Source organism: Streptosporangium sp. NPDC050855, from assembly GCF_044456585.1.
Taxonomy (GTDB): Bacteria; Actinomycetota; Actinomycetes; order Streptosporangiales; family Streptosporangiaceae; genus Streptosporangium; species Streptosporangium longisporum.
The window spans coordinates 170,689-191,979 of sequence record NZ_JBITFY010000003.1 but is presented as its reverse complement, the minus strand read 5'-3'; the positions used below and the strand labels follow the sequence as shown (position 1 = coordinate 191,979).

Annotated in this window: 19 protein-coding genes and 1 other RNA gene; 12 read left to right on the top strand and 8 right to left on the bottom strand. The window is 72.1% G+C overall.

Annotated elements, in window-relative coordinates; genetic code table 11:
* The first annotated feature begins 61 nt into the window (after window positions 1-61).
* The 3 genes from ACIBCT_RS08930 to ACIBCT_RS08920 are packed head-to-tail and all read left to right on the top strand — an operon-like array spanning window position 62 to window position 3,751.
* Window positions 62-1,240 (top strand): acyl-CoA dehydrogenase family protein, encoded by a 1,179-nt coding sequence (locus ACIBCT_RS08930; protein WP_399186828.1) that lies wholly within the window; start codon window positions 62-64, stop codon window positions 1,238-1,240.
* Window positions 1,241-1,271: 31 nt separating this feature from the next.
* Window positions 1,272-2,252, top strand: a complete 981-nt coding sequence (locus tag ACIBCT_RS08925; RefSeq protein WP_399186827.1) for an acyl-CoA dehydrogenase family protein — start codon at window positions 1,272-1,274, stop codon at window positions 2,250-2,252.
* An 8-nt stretch (window positions 2,253-2,260) separates the two neighbouring features.
* Window positions 2,261-3,751: an AMP-binding protein gene (locus tag ACIBCT_RS08920; protein ID WP_399186826.1), complete on the top strand. Its 1,491-nt coding sequence runs from the start codon at window positions 2,261-2,263 to the stop codon at window positions 3,749-3,751.
* A gap of 97 nt (window positions 3,752-3,848) precedes the next feature.
* On the opposite strand, the gene ACIBCT_RS08915 is transcribed toward ACIBCT_RS08920, so the two are convergent.
* Window positions 3,849-4,913: a dipeptidase gene (locus ACIBCT_RS08915; protein WP_399186825.1), complete on the bottom strand. Its 1,065-nt coding sequence runs from the start codon at window positions 4,911-4,913 to the stop codon at window positions 3,849-3,851.
* 158 nt (window positions 4,914-5,071) lie between these two features.
* A complete protein-coding gene (locus tag ACIBCT_RS08910; protein ID WP_399186824.1) occupies window positions 5,072-6,523 on the bottom strand; it encodes a flavin-containing monooxygenase in 1,452 nt (483 codons plus the stop codon).
* Window positions 6,524-6,601: 78 nt separating this feature from the next.
* Between ACIBCT_RS08910 and ACIBCT_RS08905 the strand changes: the two genes are divergently transcribed.
* From ACIBCT_RS08905 to rnpB, 4 genes are all read left to right on the top strand, one after another.
* Window positions 6,602-7,438, top strand: a complete 837-nt coding sequence (locus ACIBCT_RS08905) for a Nif3-like dinuclear metal center hexameric protein (RefSeq protein WP_399186823.1) — start codon at window positions 6,602-6,604, stop codon at window positions 7,436-7,438.
* Window positions 7,435-8,175 (top strand): zinc ribbon domain-containing protein, encoded by a 741-nt coding sequence (locus ACIBCT_RS08900; protein WP_399186822.1) that lies wholly within the window; start codon window positions 7,435-7,437, stop codon window positions 8,173-8,175. The genes ACIBCT_RS08905 and ACIBCT_RS08900 overlap by 4 nt, the downstream gene beginning before the upstream one ends.
* An 8-nt stretch (window positions 8,176-8,183) precedes the next feature.
* The gene (locus ACIBCT_RS08895; RefSeq protein WP_399187160.1) at window positions 8,184-9,485 is read left to right on the top strand and encodes a bifunctional RNase H/acid phosphatase; all 1,302 of its coding nucleotides are present in this window, start codon (window positions 8,184-8,186) and stop codon (window positions 9,483-9,485) included.
* A gap of 137 nt (window positions 9,486-9,622) precedes the next feature.
* Window positions 9,623-10,017: RNase P RNA component class A (rnpB, locus tag ACIBCT_RS08890), an RNA gene on the top strand.
* Between the two features lie 217 nt (window positions 10,018-10,234).
* On the opposite strand, the gene ACIBCT_RS08885 is transcribed toward rnpB, so the two are convergent.
* The 5 genes from ACIBCT_RS08885 to ACIBCT_RS08865 all read right to left on the bottom strand — a co-directional run bounded on the left by ACIBCT_RS08885 (window position 10,235) and on the right by ACIBCT_RS08865 (window position 14,609).
* The gene (locus tag ACIBCT_RS08885) at window positions 10,235-11,596 is read right to left on the bottom strand and encodes an MFS transporter (protein WP_399186821.1); all 1,362 of its coding nucleotides are present in this window, start codon (window positions 11,594-11,596) and stop codon (window positions 10,235-10,237) included.
* 23 nt (window positions 11,597-11,619) lie between these two features.
* A complete protein-coding gene (locus ACIBCT_RS08880; RefSeq protein ID WP_399186820.1) occupies window positions 11,620-12,717 on the bottom strand; it encodes a SagB/ThcOx family dehydrogenase in 1,098 nt (365 codons plus the stop codon).
* Window positions 12,714-13,772: a hypothetical protein gene (locus ACIBCT_RS08875; protein ID WP_399186819.1), complete on the bottom strand. Its 1,059-nt coding sequence runs from the start codon at window positions 13,770-13,772 to the stop codon at window positions 12,714-12,716. Before ACIBCT_RS08875 ends, ACIBCT_RS08880 begins: the two co-directional genes overlap by 4 nt.
* Before the next feature lie 92 nt (window positions 13,773-13,864).
* A complete protein-coding gene (locus ACIBCT_RS08870; protein ID WP_399186818.1) occupies window positions 13,865-14,026 on the bottom strand; it encodes a hypothetical protein in 162 nt (53 codons plus the stop codon).
* Between the two features lie 208 nt (window positions 14,027-14,234).
* Window positions 14,235-14,609 (bottom strand): hypothetical protein, encoded by a 375-nt coding sequence (locus tag ACIBCT_RS08865; protein WP_399186817.1) that lies wholly within the window; start codon window positions 14,607-14,609, stop codon window positions 14,235-14,237.
* A 363-nt stretch (window positions 14,610-14,972) separates the two neighbouring features.
* On the opposite strand from ACIBCT_RS08865, the gene ACIBCT_RS08860 reads away from it, so the two are divergent.
* The 4 genes from ACIBCT_RS08860 to ACIBCT_RS08845 all read left to right on the top strand — a co-directional run bounded on the left by ACIBCT_RS08860 (window position 14,973) and on the right by ACIBCT_RS08845 (window position 18,739).
* The gene (locus ACIBCT_RS08860) at window positions 14,973-15,419 is read left to right on the top strand and encodes a hypothetical protein (RefSeq protein WP_399186816.1); all 447 of its coding nucleotides are present in this window, start codon (window positions 14,973-14,975) and stop codon (window positions 15,417-15,419) included.
* A gap of 410 nt (window positions 15,420-15,829) precedes the next feature.
* On the top strand, window positions 15,830-16,639 hold the full coding sequence (locus ACIBCT_RS08855) for a VWA-like domain-containing protein (protein WP_399186815.1): 810 nt from the start codon (window positions 15,830-15,832) through the stop codon (window positions 16,637-16,639).
* 206 nt (window positions 16,640-16,845) lie between these two features.
* On the top strand, window positions 16,846-17,754 hold the full coding sequence (locus tag ACIBCT_RS08850) for a peptidase inhibitor family I36 protein (protein WP_399186814.1): 909 nt from the start codon (window positions 16,846-16,848) through the stop codon (window positions 17,752-17,754).
* Between the two features lie 34 nt (window positions 17,755-17,788).
* Window positions 17,789-18,739 (top strand): SpoIID/LytB domain-containing protein, encoded by a 951-nt coding sequence (locus ACIBCT_RS08845; RefSeq protein WP_399186812.1) that lies wholly within the window; start codon window positions 17,789-17,791, stop codon window positions 18,737-18,739.
* A 127-nt stretch (window positions 18,740-18,866) separates the two neighbouring features.
* On the opposite strand, the gene ACIBCT_RS08840 is transcribed toward ACIBCT_RS08845, so the two are convergent.
* Window positions 18,867-19,901: an NBR1-Ig-like domain-containing protein gene (locus ACIBCT_RS08840; RefSeq protein ID WP_399186811.1), complete on the bottom strand. Its 1,035-nt coding sequence runs from the start codon at window positions 19,899-19,901 to the stop codon at window positions 18,867-18,869.
* A 439-nt stretch (window positions 19,902-20,340) separates the two neighbouring features.
* Here ACIBCT_RS08840 and ACIBCT_RS08835 point away from each other — a divergent pair, with 439 nt between their 5' ends.
* On the top strand, window positions 20,341-21,045 hold the full coding sequence (locus tag ACIBCT_RS08835) for a hypothetical protein (protein WP_399186810.1): 705 nt from the start codon (window positions 20,341-20,343) through the stop codon (window positions 21,043-21,045).
* Window positions 21,046-21,291 lie beyond the last annotated feature (246 nt).

The following is a 21,291-nucleotide window of genomic DNA, read 5'->3' as shown; positions in this document are numbered from 1 at the left end:
CATTGCTCTGTACGACCCATCCGGCGCTGGCTAGAGTAAGTGAGCACTGATTGGAGCGGACATGAATCTTCAGGAGTACCGGCGCGAGGCCAGGGCCTGGCTGGAGGCCAACGCCGGGAACGCCGAGGTCGAGGCCGCCCCGGACCCCGGTGGCGTCGCCGCCGCGAAGGACTTCATGGCGCGCATGTACGACGCGGGCTACTCGGGGATCACCTGGCCCCGCGAGTGGGGCGGGCAGGGGCTGACCCAGGCGGAGGAGCGGGCCTTCGCCGAGGAGGCCAAGGACTTCACGCTGCCGACCTACGTCTTCTCCATCGGGCTCGGCATGTGCGGCCCCACCCTGGTCGACCTCGGCACCCCCGAGCAGAAGGCCCGCCACCTGCGGCCGCTGCTGCGCGGCGAGGAGATCTGGTGCCAGCTCTTCTCCGAGCCCGGCGCCGGGAGCGACGTCGCCGCCCTGCAGACCCGGGCCGTCCGCGTCGAGGACGGCTGGCGGGTCACCGGGCAGAAGGTGTGGACCTCCGTCGCCCAGCACGCCTCCCACGGCCTGCTGCTCACCCGCACCGACGTGGACGTGCCCAAGCACAAGGGCCTGACGATGTTCATCGTGGACATGCGCGCCCCCGGCGTCACCGTCCGCCCGCTGCGGGACATGACGGGCCGCGCGCACTTCAACGAGATCTTCTTCGACGACGTGCACATCCCCGAGGAGAACCTGGTCGGCGAGGTGAACGACGGCTGGAGCTGCGCCGTCACCACCCTGCTGCACGAGCGCCTGTCGATCTCCAGCGGGGTCGGCATGGGCGGACAGAAGGACAACCCGGTCGCCTTCGACGCGCTGCGCCGCACCGCCGACACCTCCGACCCGGTGGTCAGGGACGCGCTCGTCGAGCTGTACGTCCGCTCCCGCGCGCTCGCCCTGTTCAACCAGCGGCTCTCCCAGGAGACCAAGGCCGGGATCTTCCCCGGCGCCCGGGGCGGCGCCGCCAAGCTGCTGCTGGCCGAGCTGACCATGTTCCAGGCCGACCTGGCCACCTCGCTGGCCGGGCCCGAGGCCGTCGCCTACGAGGAGGGCGGCGGCGGCCTGGCCGAGGCGCTCTCCCTGGCCCCGGCGATGGCCCTCGGCGGCGGCACCAACGAGATCATGCGGAACATCGTCGGGGACCGGGTGCTCGGCCTGCCGCCCGAGCCGCGTCTGGACAAGAACGTGCCGTTCAAGGACCTCACGGTGAACGGGTGACCCGCCGGTCGGTGCAGAAAGGGCGAAACACATGAGACTCGTGCTCACCGAGGAGCAGCGGGAGCTGCGCGACGCGGTCCGTTCCTTCCTCGCCTCGGCCTCACCGCTGCCCGCGGTCCGGCGGGCCGCCGAATCCGGGACCGGTCACGACCCCGAGGTCTACCGCAGGCTCAACGGCGAGCTGGGCCTGTCCGGCCTCGTCGTCCCCGAGGAGCACGGCGGAGCCGGGGCCGGGTACGCCGAGCTGGCCGTCGTGCTGACCGAGACCGGCGCGGCGCTGCTGCCCGGCCCCTTCCTGGCGGGCACACTGGCCACGATCCTGCTGACCGAGACCGGCGAGAAGGAACTGCTGCCCGGCATCGCCGCGGGCACCACGGTCGCGACCGTCGTCCTCGACGGCGACCGCGCGCTCAACGGCGCCGAGGCCGACGTGGTGCTCGCGCTCGACGGGCCCCGCGTGCTGGCCGCGCGCGACGGCACCCGTACCCCGCTGACCACCCTGGACATCACCCGCAGGCAGGCCCGGGTGGACCTGACCGGCGCCGAGGAGATCGCCTTCTCCCCGCAGGGCGTGGCGCGCGCCAGGGACCTGTTCGCGGTCGCGGTGGCCGCCGAGCAGCTCGGCGTGCTGCGCGCCTGCCTGGACGCCATCGTCGGCTACGCGAAACTCCGGGTGACGTTCGGCCGCCTCATCGGCTCCTACCAGGGCGTCAAGCACAGGCTCGCCGACATGCACTGCAAGCTGGAACAGGCCGAGTCGATCGTCCGGTACGCCGCCTGGGCCGCCGACGAGGCGCCCGGCGAGCTGCCCTCGGCCGCCGCGCTCGCCCAGGCCTACGCCGGCCGGGCCTGCTTCGAGGTGGCCCGCGACAACCTGCTGCTGCACGGCGGCATCGGGTTCACCTGGGAGCACGACGCGCACCTGTACTACAAGCGGGCCAAGGCCGACGAGGTGCTGCTGGGGCCGCCCCGCGCGCACCGGGCCCGGCTCGCCGAGCTGCTGGAGCTCTGAGGAGGGGCATGGCCGACATCAGCGGGCTGCCCGGCTTCTACCGGATCGCCGAGGCCGACCCGGGACGCCGCGCCCTGATCGACACCGACGGCACCGTGACGACGTACGGCGAGCTGCTCGCCCTGGTCAACCGGGTCTCGCACGGACTGCGGGCGCGCGGGCTCACGACGGGCGACGTGGTCGCCGGGGTGCTGCCCAACGGCATCGACGCGGTGGTCATGCTGATGGCCACCGGGCAGATCGGGCTGTACCACGTACCGGTCAACTGGCACCTCACCCCCGCCGAGATCGGCTACATCCTGGACGACTGCGACGCCCGCCTCGTGGTGACCGGCCCCGCCGGCGGCGCGGCCCTCCCGGTCGACGGCGCCCTGGACGGCGTCGCCGCCCTGGCCGAGGGGCAGCCGGGGACCGCCCCGGCGGACCGCACCTCGGGCACCGTCATGTGGTACACCTCGGGCACCACCGGGTTCCCCAAGGGCGTGCAGCGCCCGCTGTCCGGAAAGGAGCCCGAGGAGACCGTCCCGCTCTACACCTGGTTCATGGGGGAGGTCTGCGACCTGCGGCCCGGCGACGAGGTCCACCTGGTGACCTCGCCGATGTACCACTCGGCGCCGTGCGCGCACACCGTGTTCGCCCTGCACCTCGGGCACACCGTGGTGATCGCCGCCAGGTTCGAGCCGGAGACCGTCCTGGAGCTCGTCGACCGCCACCGGGTGAGCAACGCCCTGATGGTCCCGACCATGTTCCACCGGATGCTGCAGCTCCCGGCGGAGGTCAGGGAGCGCTACGACGTCTCCTCGCTCCGGCAGGTGGTCCACACCGGCGCGGCCTGCCCGGTCGTGGTCAAGAAGGGCGTCATGGACTGGTGGGGCCCGGTCCTGTACGAGTACTACGGCTCCACCGAGTCCTCCATCGCCTTCGCGGTCAAGCCGCTCGACTGGTTGAAGCGCCCCGGCACGGTCGGCCGCCCCGTCCCGGGCGTCGAGGCGAGGATCCTCGACGCCGACGGGAAGGAGCTCCCCCCGGGGGAACCGGGCATGATCCACGTCAGGTCGGCCACCGGCGGGTTCGAGTACCGCAAGGACCCGGCGAAGACCGCCGCCAGCATGCGCGGCGCCTGGTACGCGCCGGGCGACATCGGCTACATGGACGACGACGGCTTCCTGTTCCTCTGCGACCGGCGCACCGACCTGATCATCTCCGGCGGGGTCAACATCTACCCGGCCGAGATCGAGGCGGCGCTGCTGGAGCACCCCTCGGTCGCCGACGTCGCGGTGATCGGCGTGCCCGACGAGGAGTGGGGCCACAGGGTGGTCGCGCTGGTCCAGCCGGTGCCCGGCTCCGCCCCCGACCCGCAGGACCTGCTCGACCACCTCGGCCCGCGCATCGCCCGCTTCAAGCACCCCAGGGTGGTGGAGTTCCGCGACGAGCTGCCCCGGACCCCGACCGGGAAGCTCTCCCGCTCCCGGGTCAGGGAGGAGTACCTGGCCCGCTAGACGCTCCCGCCGCCGGGCCCGGCGGTCCTCGGTCCGGGCGGGCGACGGCGGCCGGAACGGACCGGACCCGGCCGGTCGCGCGGGCCGTGACGGCCCGTCACCGGTCGCCGGGCCTGCCCAGCTCGGCGCGGAAGAACCGGTGCACGTTCCCGCCGATGATCTTCACGACCTCCTCCTCGGCGAAGCCGTGCTTGAGCAGCGCCTCGGTGACCAGCGGCAGCCCGCTCGGGCCGGCCAGTCCCGGCACGGCAGCGTAGGGGTCGACGTCGTAGTCGCTCTCGCAGCACGGCGGGGTCACGTCGTGCAGGACCTCGCGGACGAAGTCCGGTCCCAGGCCGACGTGGTCGATCCCGGCGACGCTCGCCACGTGCTCGATGTGGTCCACCAGCCGGTCCAGGGTGTACTCGGCGGGATCGGCGGACAGCAGGGCGGCCAGGAAGTTCACGCACACCACGCCCCCGGTCGCGGCCACCCCGCGCAACTGCTCGTCGGTGAGGTTGCGGTGGTGGTCGCGCAGCGCGCGGGCCGACGAGTGGGTCGCCATCACCGGCCGGACCGTCAGCTCCAGCACGTGCTCCACCCCGCTCGCGCCCAGGTGGGAGACGTCGAAGACGATGCCGAGCCGTTCCATCTCCCGCAGCGTCTCCACCCCCGCCGCGGTGAGCCTGCTGCCGGTGGCGTCCTCCCCGCTGCCGTCGGCCAGCGCCGTGCGTCCCCAGTGCGCGATCGAGGCGACGCGCACGCCCAGCCGGTGCAGCGTCGGCACCAGCTCGACGGCGGAGTCCAGCCCCGGCATGCTCTCCATCGCCAGGACGAGGGCGATCCTGCCCTCGGCGAGCGCCTCGTCGACCTGTGCCCCGTCCAGGCAGAGCCGTACGGCGTCGGCGTTCGCCTCGGCCAGCACGTGGGCGCACTCGATCATGCGCAGGGTCTGCCGGAGCGCGCCCTCCGGCCGGTAGGCGTCGTCGATGAAGACGGGCAGCACCTGCAGGTTCACCCCGCCCTCGACGAGCTGGGGCAGCCACCGCTCCCGGAAGAACGACGCCCACCGCCGCGGCGGCCTGGCGGTGACGGCCATCAGCAGGTCGTTGTGGGCGTCGGCGACCACGGAGTCGCGGTGCAGGTCGGCGGCCGGGGGGCCGAGGTGCAGGTCGGCGGACACGGGCGGGCCCTTCTGGGTGGACGGCTCTCGTCCGTCCCGACGCTACCGGCATCGCCGCGTCCCCGGCCGTCCGGCGGGCCGGGGCGGAGGATCGGCGGGCCGGTGGCCGGTGGCCGGTGGATCGGTGGCCGGCGGACCGTGGGGTCGGGGGTCGGGGGTCAGCGGGCGAAGCGGAAGGCGTCCGGGCGCGGGGCCCTGGTGATGCGGCGGTAGAGCATCGTCGTCCCCGGCCAGTTACCGGTCACCCGGCCGGCCTCGTTCTTGTACCAGCTCCTGCAGCCCGCCTGCCAGACCATGCGGCTCATGGCCCGGTCCAGGCTCCGCCGCCAGGTGGCCATAGCCTCCGGCCTGACCTCCATGGGCCCGCGCTCGGCCAGGTGCGGCAGGCACCCCATGATGTAGCGGACCTGGCACTCGATCATGAAGACGATCGAGTTGTGCCCCAGGTTGGTGTTGGGCCCGTACAGCAGGAACAGGTTGGGGAAACGCGGGACGGCGATGCCGAGGTAGGCCTCGGCGCCCTCCCTCCACTCCTCTGCCAGCACCCGCCCGCCGCGCCCGGTGATCCGGACCGGGGCCAGGAACTCGGTGGTCCGGAAGCCGGTCGCGTAGACGATCACGTCGGCCTCGCGGAGCCCGGCGACGGTCCGCACACCCTCCGGGACGATCCGGACGATCGGGTCGGTGACGACGTCCACGTCGGGGCGGGTCAGCGCGGGGTAGAACCCGCTGTCGATGACGACCCGTTTGCAGCCGACCGGGTAGTCCGGGGTCAGCCTGGCGCGCAGTTCAGGGTCCGGGACCTGTGCGCGCAGGTGATCCAGGGCGCGCCTGCGCACCAGGTCGGCGCTCCACCCCCCGGCCAGGGCCGGGTACAGGGTGTGCTCGCCGTAGCGGTACACCCATTCGCGGTAGGCGCGCTGCAGGAACGGCACGCGGTGCAGGGCCGCCCGCATACGGGGGCCGAAGACGGCGTCCGGTTTGGGGATGACCCAGCTCGGGGTCCGCTGGAAGACGTCCAGGTGAGCGGCGACCTCGGCCACCTTCGGGACGAACTGCGCGGCCGAGGAGCCGTTCCCGATCACGGCCACCCGGCGGCCCGCCAGGTCCTGGGAGTGGTCCCAGCGGGCCGAGTGAAAGGCCGCCCCGGCGAAGTCTGACATTCCCGGGATGTCGGGCAGGTGGGGCCGGTTGAGCTGTCCCATGGCCGACACCACCACGTCGAACACCTCCTCCCCGGCCCCGGCGCCGCTCGTGGTGCGCACCCGCCACCGGCCCGACGGCTCGTCGAAGGTGGCCGAGACGACCTCGGTGTTCAGCCGGATGCGCGGGCGCAGGCCGTGGGCGTCGGCGCATCGTCGCAGGTAGTCCAGGATCTCCGGCTGTCCGGGATAGCGGCGCGTCCAGCTGGAGTACTTCTCGAACGAGAAGGAGTACAGGTGCGACGGGATGTCGCAGCCCGCCCCCGGATAGGTGTTGTCCCGCCAGGTGCCCCCGACGTCCGGCCCCTTCTCGAAGATCGTGTACGAGCGGATGCCGGCCTTCTCCAGCCGGACGGCCATGCACAGCCCGCCGAATCCGGCACCGATGATCGCGATGTTCGGGCTCACGCGTGCCCTCCGGGGGTCAGCATCCACTTACATTAGGCGCTCGGCCGGGATCGGGGAATAGGCCGGTAGTCTGCGCAGGTGCCTACGCTTGCCGAGATCGTCACGGAGCTCGAGACCCGCTACGACCCGCGCTGGGCGGAGTCGTGGGACGCGGTCGGGCTCGTCTGCGGGGACCCCGCCGCCGAGGTGCGCCGGATCCTGTTCGCGGTCGACCCGACGGCCGCCGTCGCCGAGGAGGCCCTCGACTGGGGCGCCGGCCTCATCGTCACCCACCACCCGCTCTACCTGCGCGGCACCACCAGCGTCGCGGCCACCACCCCCAAGGGACGGCTGGTCCACACGCTCATCAGGAACGACGTCGCGCTCTTCGCCGCGCACACCAACGCCGACGTCGCCGACCCCGGGGTCTCCGACGCGCTGGCCCGCGCCGTCGGCCTGACCGGCCCGCTCGTCCCGCTCAGGCCCGCCGACGACGACCCCCGCCGCGGCCTGGGCCGGATCGGCTCGCTGCCCGCCCCCCTACCGCTCGCCGAGTTCGCCCGGCAGGCCGCCCGCGGGCTCCCCGCCACCGCCGGCGGCCTGCGGGTCGCCGGGGACCCCGCCCGCCCCGTGCAGCGGGTCGCGGTCAGCGGGGGAGCCGGGGACTCGCTGCTCGGCACGGCCCGCGCCGCCGGTGTGGACGTGTTCCTCACCGCCGACCTGCGCCACCACCCGGCGAGCGAGTTCGTCGAGGACCCCGGTGCCCCCGCGCTGATCGACGCGGCCCACTGGGCCACCGAGTGGCCCTGGCTCGCCGACGCGGCGGGCCATCTCACGTCCGCGATGGCCGCCCGGGGGATTAATGTTGAGACGCGCGTATCCGAGACGGTCACGGACGCCTGGAACACAACAGCAAAGTGCGAGGATTTCACGTGAAAGCAGCCCCTGCGGCCCAGAAGCGTCTGCTTGACCTGGCCGAACTCGACTCCGCCCTCGACCGGCTGGCCCACCGCCGCCGCACCCTGCCGGAGCTGGCGCAGATCGACGAGCTCTCCGCCCGTATCGCCCGCATCGCGACACAGGTGATCGCCGCCGAGACCGAGTCCGGGGACCTCGCCCGCGAGCAGGCCAAGGCCGAGGCCGACGTCGACTCGGTCCGCAGCCGCGCCGCGCGCGACCAGAAGCGCCTCGACTCCGGCCAGGTCTCCTCTCCCAAGGACCTGGCCAGCCTCCAGTCCGAGATCGCCTCCCTGAGCCGCAGGCAGAGCGACCTCGAGGAGGTCGTCCTGGAGATCATGGAGCGCCGCGAGACGGCCGACGAGCAGGTCGCCAGGCTCGTGGCCGAGCGCGACGAGCTCGCCGGCACCCGCGGCACCGCCGAGGACCGCAGGGACGCCGCGTTCGCCGAGATCGACAAGGAGAGGGGCGAGCTCCAGGCCAGGCGCGAGGAGGTCGCCGGCGACATCCCGGCCGACCTGCTCACCCTCTACGGCAAGCTCCGCGAGCAGTTCGGGGTGGGTGCCGCCATGCTCCAGGGGGCCCGCTGCCAGGGCTGCCGCACGAGCCTGTCCATCGCCGAGATCAACCGCATCAGGGCCGCCTCGCAGGAGGAGGTCATCCGCTGCGAGGAGTGCCGCCGGATCCTGGTCCGCACCGCGGAGTCCGGCCTGTGACCTCGCCCGTGACCTCGTACGTCATCGAGGCCGACGGCGGCTCCCGGGGCAACCCGGGACCGGCGGGGTACGGGGCCGTCGTCAAGGACGCCGCCGACGGCCAGATCCTGGTCGAGACGGCCGAGGCGATCGGTACCCAGACCAACAACGTCGCCGAGTACCGGGGGCTCATCGCGGGCCTGGCCTCCCTGCTCTCCCTGGCCGGGGACGGTGCCAGGGTCGAGGTCCGGATGGACTCCAAGCTGGTCGTCGAGCAGATGGCCGGCCGCTGGAAGATCAAGAACGAGGGCCTGCGCCCGCTCGCCCTGGAGGCCGCGGCCCTGGCCAGGCGCCTCAAGGTGACCTGGCGCTGGATCCCCCGGGAGAAGAACAAGGACGCCGACCGCCTGGCCAACGAGGCCATGGACGCCGCCGCTAAGGGACGCCCCTGGGCGCTGTCGGCCTCCTCGGGGGCCTCGGGCGCGGTGGCGGGAACGCCGGTCGCCCCGGCCGCGCCCGCCACCCGGGCCACGTCCACCACCCCCACCGGTGGCGGGCCCGCCGAGGACCTGCTCCTCTTCGACACCGTCACCGAGCTCCGCGAGGTCGCGGAGCTGTCGGCGAAGAAGGAACGGAAGGTCGCGGAACCGCGGGCGCAGGTGGAACCGAAGGCCACCGGGACGAGCCCCGGCACCGGCTGGCGCCCGCCCACCTCCGTCGCGACCTCGCTGTACCTGCTCCGGCACGGCGAGACGCCGTTCTCGGTCGAGCGCAGGTTCTCCGGGCTCGGCGACCCCGAGCTCACCCCCAACGGCATGGCCCAGGCCGAGGCCGCAGCCGCGAAACTGGCGAAGGAGTCGTACGGCCTCCAAGTGATCGTCAGCTCCCCGCTCAAGCGGGCCCGCGCCACCGCGGAGGCCGTCGCGACCAGGACCGGCCTGGACGTCGTCGTCGAGGAAGGGCTCAGGGAGACCGACTTCGGCGACTGGGAGGGCCACACCTTCACCGAGATCCAGCGCCGCTGGCCCGACGAGCTCGCCACCTGGCTGGCGGACCCGTCCGCCGCGCCGCCGGGTGGCGAGAGCTTCGGGGTGGCGGCGCGGCGGGTCGAGGCGACCAGGGACCTGCTGATCGAGCGCTACGAGGGGAAGACGGTCCTCGTCGTCTCCCACGTCACGCCGATCAAGATGCTGGTGCGGTTCGCGCTGCTGGCCCCCCTCGCCGCGCTGTACCGCATGCACCTCGACCTGTCGGCCCTGTCCCTGATCGAGTACTACGCCGACGGCCCGGCGGTGGTGAAGACCTTCAACGACACCTCGCACCTGTGCTGAACCGGCGGCCCGGGTCCTGTTCTTCTCGGACCCGGCGCGGGGCGGCACGCCGTCCTCGCGTGTCCCGTCTCCAGGGCGGAGCACTCGCCACCCGGTTGGAGCCCACGTGGGAGCCGATAGGCTTGGATCACGGCGGACGAGCCGGCCGGGCGGCCGCGTCGGGCCTCTCCGGAGGCCCGCCGAGGAAGGTCCGGGCTCCACAGGGCAGGGTGGTCGGTAACGCCGACCCGGGGTGACCCGCGGGAAAGTGCCACAGAGAACAGACCGCCTCGTCGCGAGACGGGGTAAGGGTGAAACGGTGGTGTAAGAGACCACCAGCGCCCACGGTGACGTGGGCGGCTCGGTAAACCCCACCCGGAGCAAGGTCAAGAAGGGGCGCTCCCCGGAGCGTCCCGCGCGCGACGTTCGAGGGCTGCCCGCCCGAGCCGCGCGGGTAGACCGCTTGAGGCCGCCGGCAACGACGGCCCTAGATGGATGGTCGCCCCTTCACGCGAGTGAAGGACAGAACCCGGCCTACAGGCCGACTCGTCCGCCCTTTCCTCCTCTGACCTGCGGTGAGACCGTGATCGGACAAGGTCGAAGCGGCCGGAGGGGCACAGTGGGGGCACGTTCGGGTGAGCCCGCCGAGAAGGCGTGGTCCAAGGCCGCCGAGATGGAACGCATCTTCACGCAGGCCACCGGCCCGTCCCCCGCCTTGCCCGGCCCCGTCCCCCTCGGTGGACGAGGCCCCTCAACCCCGCCGCCCTGACTCAGGCATGCCCCGGCGTGCTCACGGCGTCACCGGTGGTGGCGTGCGCGGGCGGAGTCCGGGCCGCCAGGTTCGCGGACGCGGGCAGCCGGGGGGCCAGCCGGTGGGCGAGGAACGCGGCCACGCCGGACATGACGATCAGTCCCGTGATCAGGTGAGCGCCCAGACCGTACTGGAGCATCGATCCGGCCAGCGCGGGCCCGGCGGTGAACCCGGCGGTGAAGGCGAGGGACATCGCGGCGTTGTAGCGGCCTGACAGGCCTTCCGGGGCGAGATCGTTCACCAGGGGCAGAAGGGCCGGGGAGAGTACGGTCTCGCCGATCCCGACCATCACGGCCGCGAGCACGCAGGCGGCGATCGCCAGGCCGGTGCCGAGCCCGCCGACGGCGAGGGCCAGGCACGAGGAGGCGGCCCACCAGCCGCACGCGACGATGATCACACTGGTCCGGCGACATCCGCGAAGCAGCCGGAGCGCGACCAGCTGGACGAGGGCCACGGTCAGGGCGTTGGCGACGAAGGCGATGCTCACGACGTGCGGGCCGAGCCGGGCCGACTCGGTGGCGTACACCGGGAACACCGAGAACAGGGGAGTGTAACCGGCCACGACCAGGAGCACGGTCAGGAGCCAGATCCTCCGGAACAGGCGATCCTCGGCCACCTCGCGGTACCCCTCGCCGAGGCGCCGGCGTGGCGCCGGCCGGGAACGGGACACCCCTCTGAGCGACGGTACGGCGACGCACGCCACGAGCGCGGCGGCGAGGACGTAGGTGCCCGCGTCCAGGCAGTAGAGCAGGACGAAGGACGCCGGCCGTCCACCCGAGACGAGGACGGCCGCCAGGAGACCCCCGACGGTGGTGCACGCATTGGTGATCGCGTACCGCACCGCGAAGACCGAGGCACGTGCCCAGGGCGCCAACCGCGCCAGCAGGGAGTCCTGTGCCGGGGACGCGACGGCCCCGCCCATCCCGGCCAGGACCGCGGCGGTGAAGGCCTGCCACGGTGCGCCCGCGACGGCGATGAACGCCGTCCCGGCCGCGGCGACCGACCAGCCGCCGATCAGGGCGGCACGCGCTCCGAAACGGTCGATCGCCACCCCCGCGGCCATGGTGGCCGCCAGGGCGCCGACGCCCACCATGGACACCGCCAGCCCGGCCGTCCCGACGGCGATCCCGCGCACGTCGTGGAGATAGACGATCAGGAAAGGCATGGTCATGCCGGTGCCCACCGCGGACAGGGCGTGCGCGACGAGCGTCGTCCAGGCGGATCGCGGCAGTCGCGGGATCAGGCCCGTGCCCGGACCTCCCCGGACCGGCCGGCCCCGGGGAGGCCCGGACGCGGCCGTGTTCCGCGGCTCACCCCGCACGGCCTCTTCCCGGAGCCCGCCGGTCACGGAGCCGTGTCGTCGGGGATCGACGGTGTCGCGCCGCGGGGATGGCCGAGCGCGGTGACGCCGAGCACGATCTCGGACATGGGGTCACAGCCGACGAGCGCCTCGAGTTCCTCGTCGCGGACGGCCGTGGCGAAGACGGCGCCCAGGCCCATCGCCGTCGCGGTCAGCAGCACGGTCTGGCTGACGTGACCGAGCCCGAGTGAGATGTCCCGGTAGGCGCGAGCGGCCTCGTAGCGCCACTGGCTCCGCTCGATCATCGCCGTGTAGACGAGCAGCACGGGAGCCGTGGCCAGCCAGGCCTGGTCGCCCAGCGCCGACACCAGCCTCTCGCGGGAAGGCGCGTCCCCCGTCCGCGTCACCCCGTGGGCCGAGGGCGAGAAGTGGTACATCGCCGGTTCGAGACCACCCTCCACGTCGCCCGCGTACACGTAGATCTCGATGGGGTCACGTGCCCCTGCCGAGGGGCTGGTCTTGAAGACGTCGTGGCCGAACTCCGGATCGTCGCGGAAGGCGACGACGCCGCCGGCGACCGTCAGGACGGTCGCCAGGTCGTCGAGATCGACGGGCTTGTCGAGGTAGGCCCGCGTCGAGCGCCGTCTCCACAGGGCGTCGATCAGGCGCGGGTGGGGCCAGCCGGCGTCACCGGAAGGCCGCTTGCCGAACGCGACCAGCGGCCGGTCGCCGGTCGGCTTGAACGGCGGCGGGACAGGGGAGAGACCGACCTTCTCACGTGTCCTGGCCCTGTCCTCTCCGGCGGAGAGGATCCTGCCGCCGGACCGTACGCGGGTCGCGAAATGGTAGTACGCGGCCGGTGGGCCCCACGTTCCCCATCGGTTCTTGAGCTCGTTCTGCCGCTCGTGCCGGTCGGAGCCCTCGGCGATGAGGAGCCCGGACTCCAGCAGCCGCTCCGCGATCGGGACGAGCGCGGCGCCGAGCCGTCCGACGCTGCTCAGCTCGCGCCACTCCCGGAACCACCACAGTACGCGCGAGCTGTCCTCGGTCAGGGCGAACTGCTGCTGGTGGAGGTAGTCGTCCCAGACCAGTCTCCCGTCGTCCCAGTAGAGCACCGCGTGCTCGGCGACCCGCACCCTCATGACGAGGTCCCCTCGAAAGCGTTGATCAGGAACGTGCACACGGCCGACGAGACGGGCCTGTTCCCGGCGCGACTCTCCAGCCACAACCAGTCGAACGCGGGATTCACCTCGAGGAACACGTACCCCGACGATGTGTCGAGAACGTCGAAGGCAGCCAGCTGCAGGTTCCATCGCTCGCTGAGCCGGGTGAGCGGCCCGGCCAGCTCAAGCGGCATCGGGACCTGCTCGATCGACACCTGGGAGACGTCCAGCCGTTCTACGTCCATGGACCGCTTGCCCAGGCGGAAGGCGATGAACTCGCCGTCGGCCCAGTGGATCCGCAGCTCCCCGCTGGACGGCACGAACTCCTGGATCAGCACCGGGGCGGATTCCACCGTCCGGTCGCCCGACAGCTCGGCGCGGCTCACCCTCCGGGGGAACAGCCCGATCGCGTTGCCGGGAGTCTCCTCGATCAGGTGCTCGCCCAGGCTCTTCACCACCAGGTCACCGGATCCCGGGATCAGATCAGGCGCGAGGCCCGGGCACGTGGTGACCACGCCGGCCGGGACCCGCAGCCCCGCCTCCCGCGCCGCCGTGAGCTGCGCCGTCCGGCTCGGCTGCCAGCGTCCGGCCGAGCGGTTGACCATGACGACGTCCGCGGGCGGCCGCATGCCCTCCGCCCACGCTCCCCACTGCTCCCGCACGTAGTGAGCGATTCCACCCGGCTCCGGAGCGGCGATGGAACTCGCCGAGAAGTACCGCGACCAGTGAACCCTGGGCCGGAACCGTTCGCCTCCCACGCGGACGATCCCGCGGAAGACGTCCCAGACCAGCTCGGTTCCCGCACAACGGTCGCTGTCGATTCTCAGCATGGGTATCCCCGCCGCCGCCAGGCGCAGGGAGATGTGGTCGGCCTCACGGTCGTCGGCACGCGTGAGGATCAGGACGCACGGTACGCAGTCGTCGTCGTACCGCGCGGGCCGGCCCACGAGCGACTGGAAGTCGAGGGACTGCGCGGACAGCGCGGTCCTGAACGTCTGCCTTCTCAGCAGAAGGGGGGAGATGGTCTCCGCCATCAACGGCTCCGTTCACGAAGCGCGTGCGGGCCGACGGGAGTCCCGCCGGCCCGCACGCCCGGATTCAGGTGTGTTCGGATTCCGCTACGGCCTCAGCAGTGCGTCTTCGAGCACGGGCGCATGAAGGTGGTGAGGTACCTGCTCGCGTAGGCCGTGAACGTGGCGTTCTCCACGGTGGCCCACTCCTCGAGCAGCTCCCGCCCCTCGCTGTCGGAGATCTCCAGTACCTGCTTGGCCATGTCCTGCACCGTCATCTCGGTGCCTCCTCCCGATCGGGAACCGACTCTTACGTCCCTCAGCATCGGTATTCGGCGACCCGTGCAGGTAGAGCAGTCACTACTCATCCGGCCGGCCCGGCACTACTCACGAGGACGCGACTTCGGCCGACCCGGTACCACTCATGAGGACGCGGCCCCCTGGTCACGACCGAGCGGCCGCGGGTCGGGCGGTGATGGCCCTGGTTCAGGAGGCGCGTCTGTCCTCGATGTGGACGACGGTCAGGTCGTGGCCGTCCCGGTCGCGCTTGCCGCGGCCGAAGAGGCCGACCGTGAGGTCGTCGTGGTTCTCCAGCTCACCGGGATCGACATAGGTGAGGATGTCCGGGTGATGGCCGGTCACGGCCCAGCCGGGTGCGTCGTCCAGGTCGACGGTGGTGAAGTCTCCGGCCGGTGTGCCCGCGCGGACGGGGCCGTACTCCCTCAGGAGGGAGGTCGCCTGCTGCGCGAGGTCTCCGGCCGGTTCCATCAGGATCACGCAGGTTCCATGGCCGAACAGTACCCAGGACTTGGCGGGGTCCAGCAGGCGACGCCAGGTCTCGATCGCGGCCGTCGGGTTCATGCGGGGCAGCGTAACGTCCGACGACGACAAACCCGGAAGGACGACGGCTCACGCCCAGGCACCGAATACCGATACCCCAGGGGTACGCCTCGGCAACGTCCTGAGAGCCGGCCTGCTCATCGTGCTCACTTCGGTGGCCTCGCGACCATCGCGCTTTTCCATCGGGCGTCCAGGGTCGAGGTGGTGAACCTGTTGACGTCGCCTCGGCGAGGTTGCCTCGGTGGTCTGGTATTCGGCAGGTATGCCCGAGTGATTGCCCTGTTGTGCGCGCGCCGGGCCAGGATCGCTCGCATGAGCGTCTTCTGTGAGTACTACCGGGCCGCGGATCGTGCGGCGGCGATGGTCCAACCGGACCTTTCCCGTGTGATCGACGATCCTGAGTACGGAGTCGCCGGTTTCGACGCCGTGGAGACCAAATGGATCGACCCTCAGGTGATCCTGGGCCGGCTCGTGGCGTTCGCCGGCGAGGTCGACTTCTTTCTCGGCCTGGTCGATGCGGTGCCCCTGTACCCCTCGTATCCCGATCCGGCCCCGCAGACCGACGAGGAATGGGACGCCCTGCCCGAGGACTCCCCCTACCTGGGCGGGGCGGCAATCTACGAGTTGTCGGTGAACGCGCGCGACATCCTCGCCGGCGCGGACGACTCGTCCCTGCCCGCGGTGGCGGAACGCTGGACGAAGATCGAGGAGTTCTCTTTCCACTCCTCGGACGACAGGGAGTACCTGCTGTCCCTGGTCAGGGATCTTGTCGGGCTGGCTCGCCGCGCGAAGGAGCACGACCAGCTGCTCTACTGCTGGATGTTCGTCTGACCGAGATGGTCACCGGAAGGGTCCGGCCTCCACCGTCTGAGCATGGCAGGACGCCCCCGACAAGCCCGGTGCCCTTCCCTGCGGATCGGAAGATCAGGGGTTCGAGTCCTGTCGGCCGCGCGGCACGTTAAAGGCTCTGCGGGATCACCTGCCTTGCCCGGTCCGCTTCGGCGGCGGACGGAACGGCGCGCTGTGGCTCCCGCCCGGGATCCGGATCGTGGCGGCCGCCAACCCGCGCTCCTCCGCGGCCGACGGCTGGGAGCTGAGCGCGCCCCTGGCCAACCGGTTCGTCCACCTGCGGTGGGTTCACGACCACGACGTCGTGGTACGCGGCCTCGGCGGGACCTGGCCGCGGGCATCGCTGCCACGGCTCGACCCGGATCGCCTTCCGGGACGCGGTCCGGTTCCGGGTGGCGCAGGGCATCAACGCCCGCCCCGGGAACGCCCCGAAGGGGTGGCGGCGGTGGGCGGAGGAGGCGTTCCACCCGCCACAGCCGTGGCGGGAACTGCTCGGCTCGGCGATTCGCTCGGCGGCCTCGGGGCCGGGCGCGGGAGAGGACCACGTCTACGGCCGGCCGTCGCGTCGGTCCGCCTGCCTGCCCGGCGTCGTCCTGCCGAGCCTGCGGCGCAGACCGCCCCGGGTCTCGGTGATCATCGACACCTCGGGGTCGGTCAGCGACGCCGAACCGGGGAGCGCGCTTCTGGAGGTCACCGCGATCGTCCGGGCCGTGGGCGGCCGGCGCGACCTGGTCGGCGTGCTGTCGTGCGACGCGGCGGCCCGGGCCGTGGGCCCGCTGTGCCGCGCCGAGGGGATCTCCCTGGTGGGCGGTGGCGGGACGGACCTGCGGACGGGTTTCACCGGGGCACTGCGGACGAGGCCGCGGCCCGACGTCATCGTGGTCCTGACCGACGGCCAGACCCCCTGGCCGGACGAGCGGCCCCCTGCCGGACGGTGGTGGGACTGTTCCGCCGGAGTGACCTGTCCGGGTCGTGGGACGAGGACGATCCCGACCACGTGCCGGACGCACCGCCCGAATGGGCGCGGGTGGTCGTCATCGGGTAGCCGTCCCGTCCGGCCGGCCACCGGACGCGGAGCGGGACGTGTACCGGCAGGGGCCGGTCGACGGTCCCGGCATGTCCCGGTCCGTGCGTCCCGCTCGCCGTCGGATCGCCTGTCAGGCGGCGTGTACGCCTGTACGGGACCCCGTCGAACAGGCTGACAACACGATCTTCTTGTGGACAGGGGGTGCGATCCGGAACCGTGGACCCCGCCACGGAGCCGGACCGGTGACCGTCACCCGGGCCCGAACGGGCTCGCCGGCCGTGGCCCGGACGACGCCCCCGAGGTGACCATCCGCACCCGGGAGGAGGGTTCGGCGTCGCCGATCCTCCGAGGCCCGGACCGCACGGACACAGGGAGAACACCATGAGAACGCGCAACAGGATCCTCACCACGGCGGCCGTCGCGATGGTGCTCGGCGGGACGGTGCTGAGCGCCGTCCCGCCCGCCTCGGCGGCCGGTCGTAACGGCGTGTGCGAGGCCGGTGAGTTCTGCTACTACTTCAACAGCAACAACCAGGGATCGGTCTCCGACTTTCCCGGATCGGTCGGTGACTACGGCACCAGGCAGCCTTCCTGCTTCGACTACAAGGGGCCGGGCAACGGCAAGGGCAAGTGCGTCAAGAACGCCGCCGCCTCGGTGTGGAACCGCACCTCCGCGACCGTCCGCGTCCATTTCAACAGCAACTACGGCGGCAGCGTCCATCAGGACTTCGCAGCCGGGGCCCGGGGCAACCTCAAACCGGGCCTGAAGAACCAGAACGCCTCCCACCGGCTCCTGAGCTCCGCACCGCCGCCGACCTCGACGCGCGTCAACATGACGTACGCGCTGTACAAGGCCGGTGGAGGCCGCATCAGCTGTGGCTTCGACGGTTACCGGAACACGCCCGGCAAGCATGAGGGCATCGACTTCACCCGCAGGGTCGGCGCGCCCGTCCACGCCCTGGTGAGCGGTCAGGTCATCAACGTCGCGCGCGGACGCAACGGCCGCTCGGGGCTCTCCACGATCGCCGTCTACCACGCCTCCCTGAAGAAGACGATCATCTACCTGCACGTCGCTCCGCAGTCGTCCCTGCGCGTGGGCCGGCAGATCGCGCGCGGCCAGCTCATCGGGACCGAGGCGTGGCGCGGGGTGTCGTCCAGCGGGGCCGCCCACACCCACGTCGAGATGCGTCCCGGATGGCACAAGCGCGCCACCAGGAGCGTCGGCGACTACACGCTGCTCAACCCGAACCCGGCCTCGTTCTGGATCTCCCAGGGCTACAACCTCCGCTGACACACCGCGGCCCATGATGAGAAGGAGGGCGACCATGTCCCCACGAACCGCACGGCCGGTCCCGCGGCTCGCCGCGGCGGCCGTCGCGATGGTGCTCGGCGGGACGGTGCTGAGCGCCGTCCCGCCCGCCTCGGCGGCCGGTCGTAACGGCGTGTGCGAGGCCGGTGAGTTCTGCTACTACTTCAACAGCAACAACCAGGGATCGGTCTCCGACTTTCCCGGATCGGTCGGTGACTACGGCACCAGGCAGCCTTCCTGCTTCGACTACAAGGGGCCGGGCAACGGCAAGGGCAAGTGCGTCAAGAACGCCGCCGCCTCGGTGTGGAACCGCACCTCCGCGACCGTCCGCGTCCATTTCAACAGCAACTACGGCGGCAGCGTCCACCAGGACTTCGCAGCCGGGGCCCGGGGCAACCTCAAACCGGGCCTGAAGAACCAGAACGCCTCCCACCGGCTCCTGAGCTCCGCACCGCCGACGGGGTGCAAGACCGACGGCACGCACCGCAGGCCGCCCACGACGATCCTCGTCTACCGCACCTCCCTCGACCGCGTGGAGCGGGTGGCGTTCAAGACCTACATCAAGAACGTCCTGCCGAACGAGTGGCCGTCGTACTGGCCGAGGGAGTCCCTGAAGGCCGGGGCGATCGCCGTCAAGAACTTCGGCTGGTACTGGGCGCTGAGGTCGGCGAGCAAGACGCCGAACGGCCGGTGCTACGACGTCGCCGACACCACGGCCAGCCAGGTGTACAGGCCGGGCTCGGCGACGGCGGCGACGAACGCCGCGGTGGACGCGACGTGGGGCACCCGGATGACGCGCGGCGGGAAGATCTTCAAGGCCCAGTACTGCTCAACGACGACGTCGTGCCGCCACTGGGTCACCGGCGACTGGATGTCGCAGAACGGCTCTCGCGACAAGGCCAGGGCGGGCTGGAGCTTCTCCAGGATCCTCAGGGCCTACTACAGGGGGATCGCCCTGACCCCCTGACCCCCTCGGCCTGACCCCTCGATCCCTCGGTCCCCGCGGCCTGACCCCCTGATCCCCTGATCCCTTGCCCCCCGCGGACCGTCCGCCCCCGGTTCCCCGTCGTGTGACGCACGGCGGGGAACAGGCGTCACTCGACGACGACCTGGAAGTTGAGCGGCCGACCTCCGGGGAACGCGACCCGCCCCGCACCGTCCATCATCTTGAACCGCACGTAGCAGAAGCCCCGGTTCCCCGGCGCGGTGACGTCGGTCCGGACGTCGACCATCTTCCCGGGACGCGTGTCCTTGATCGGAACATCCGAGGCGGTCCGGCACTGGTCGGGCTGCTGCGGGTCGAGGCGGTGCAGCGAGTACCCCTTCCACGGCACGGTCCCGGCGTTCTTGAGCCGCCACACCTTGGTCCTGGTCTGGCCGGGGCCGACGCGCGTGCAGTCGGGGAGTGTGATGTCCCCGATGAACACCGCCGAGTCCCCCTTGTGCGCGGGCGGGCCCCACGGCGGGTTGGCCGCGCGTACCGGGCAGTCGGCCGCCGACAACGAGGTCTTCGACGGGCCCGGGGACGGGCTCGGGCCGTGCCCGCCGGTCCCGGGGTCACGATCGACGGCGGCCGTGATCAGGGCCGCCGCCCCCATGCCGACGACCGCCGCCGCGAGCGCGGCCGCGGCCAGGTGGGCCGTCCGGAACCGCCCCCGGCCGCCCGGCGCGGGAGGGGCCGGGCGGACGTCGCCCGGACCCTCACCGGGCGGTGGCGGCGGTGTGGGCGGTGGGGGCGCGGGTGCCGGGGGCTCACCGGCGAGCCGTGGCGTCTGCGACCCCATGGCGGTGTGCGCGGTACGGCCTTCCTCGACGCCCGAGGCGGCACCTGGAGCGACGCCCGGGGCGGCACTTGGAGTGACGCCCGGGGCGGCACCCGGAGCGACGCCCGGAGCGGCGGCTGCGGGCTCACCGGGATCGGCCGCCGGGGTGTCCGCGCGGACCGGAGGATCTCCGGCGCCCGCCGATCTGACCGCGAGGTTCGCCCTCTCCCAGCGTTCGCGGTACGCGGCCGGGTCCGCGCCGCAGGCCCTGACGAACTCGACGGTGGTCTCCCAGCTCGGGAGCCGGTTGCCCTTCGTGGCCTCGTGCAGTGTCGTGTGCGAGATCGCCCCCGACCTGCCGGACATTTCCCGGAAAGGTGGGTTTCCGACAGATTTGCGAAGTTCGCGCAACGTCGCCGCGAAGTCCTCGATCGTCTCCGTCCGTACAGGCATGTCGTCCACCGGGTGAAGCTAACAGCGCCCGCGGTGTTTACTCAACCTCGAACCCACGGTGGCGGACGGAGTAAGGCGATCCGGTATCGGTGTGGCAAACCCGGATGAACTACGGAGAGACCGCCGTCTGAATTGCGTTGACGCCGGCCGGACGGCTTCGAGCCGGTCGGCGCCTTCCGACGGGACGTGACGGCTCTCCGGCCGTCCCGTCGTGAACGCTAGGCCAGCCGGTCACCGCCGGTATGAGGAATGGCCCACCCAGGAATGAGTAGTCATTGCTCTGCTTCCCGGATTCCGCGGCTGCCAGAGTTTCTCCTGCCGAAAGAAATCCATTTCGAAGGGAATGATGAGAATGAGGCTCCGTACCGTTTCCGCGGGACTCGCCGTCGCGGCCGTGGCGGTGATGGCCGCAGGGGGCCCGGTGAACGCCGCGGACGATCCTTCCGAGGACGAGGTCAGGACCGCCGTTCAGCGCGCCGTCTCGGGCGAGGCCACCGCCGCGGACCTTGAGATCATCAAGAACGATCCGGAGCTGGCCCGTACGGTGCCGATGTCGGTGAAGGCGGGGGATCCGGTCGTCACCAAGGCCGACCCGCCCCGCAGGCCCGCCGGCCGGGACTCCTCCGCGTCGCGCGCCGCGCTGCTGTTGTACGACCAGGTGTGCGTGAACGTCGACGTCCCGCTGACGCTCACGTCCTGGGCGGGCACCACCATCTACACCTGGCACCACGCCTTCTCCTACTGCACGGCGAACCGGACCCCGGGCCGGGAGGCGAGCCGTGTCATCAGCGTGGGCCTGTACAACCGGGGCGACTACCTCACCGACAAGAGCTCCGTCGTCTACCCGCAGGGCCTGGTCACCGACGTGTTCAACGCCCCCGTGAACGGGGTGATCGGGACCGACACCACCGGGGTCGGCTCGCGCTTCTTCTCCCACATGGCGCGCTCGGTCAACCTCTGCTTCGCCCAGTTCGCCTGCTACGCCAGCAACCTGCCGCAGAGCAAGCTGACCATCGGCCGGGACGGCGTCGCGGTGGCGTTCGCGTCCGCACTGTGAGGACGCCCGTCAGGTTCGGAAGGACGACACCGCGAGGAACGCCGCCGAGAAAGCGACGGTGACGGCCGGCGCCGCGGCCCTGGCCGCGATCACCGTCCCGGGACCGTCGTCTCCGGCCGCGGGGCCGGGGCGCGGGCCCGGGGCGCGGGGGGGGGGGGGGGGGGGGGGGGGGGGCGGGGGGGCGGGGCGGGGGGGGGGGGGGGGGGGGGGGGGGGGGGGGGGGGGGCGGGGGGGGGGGGGGGGCGG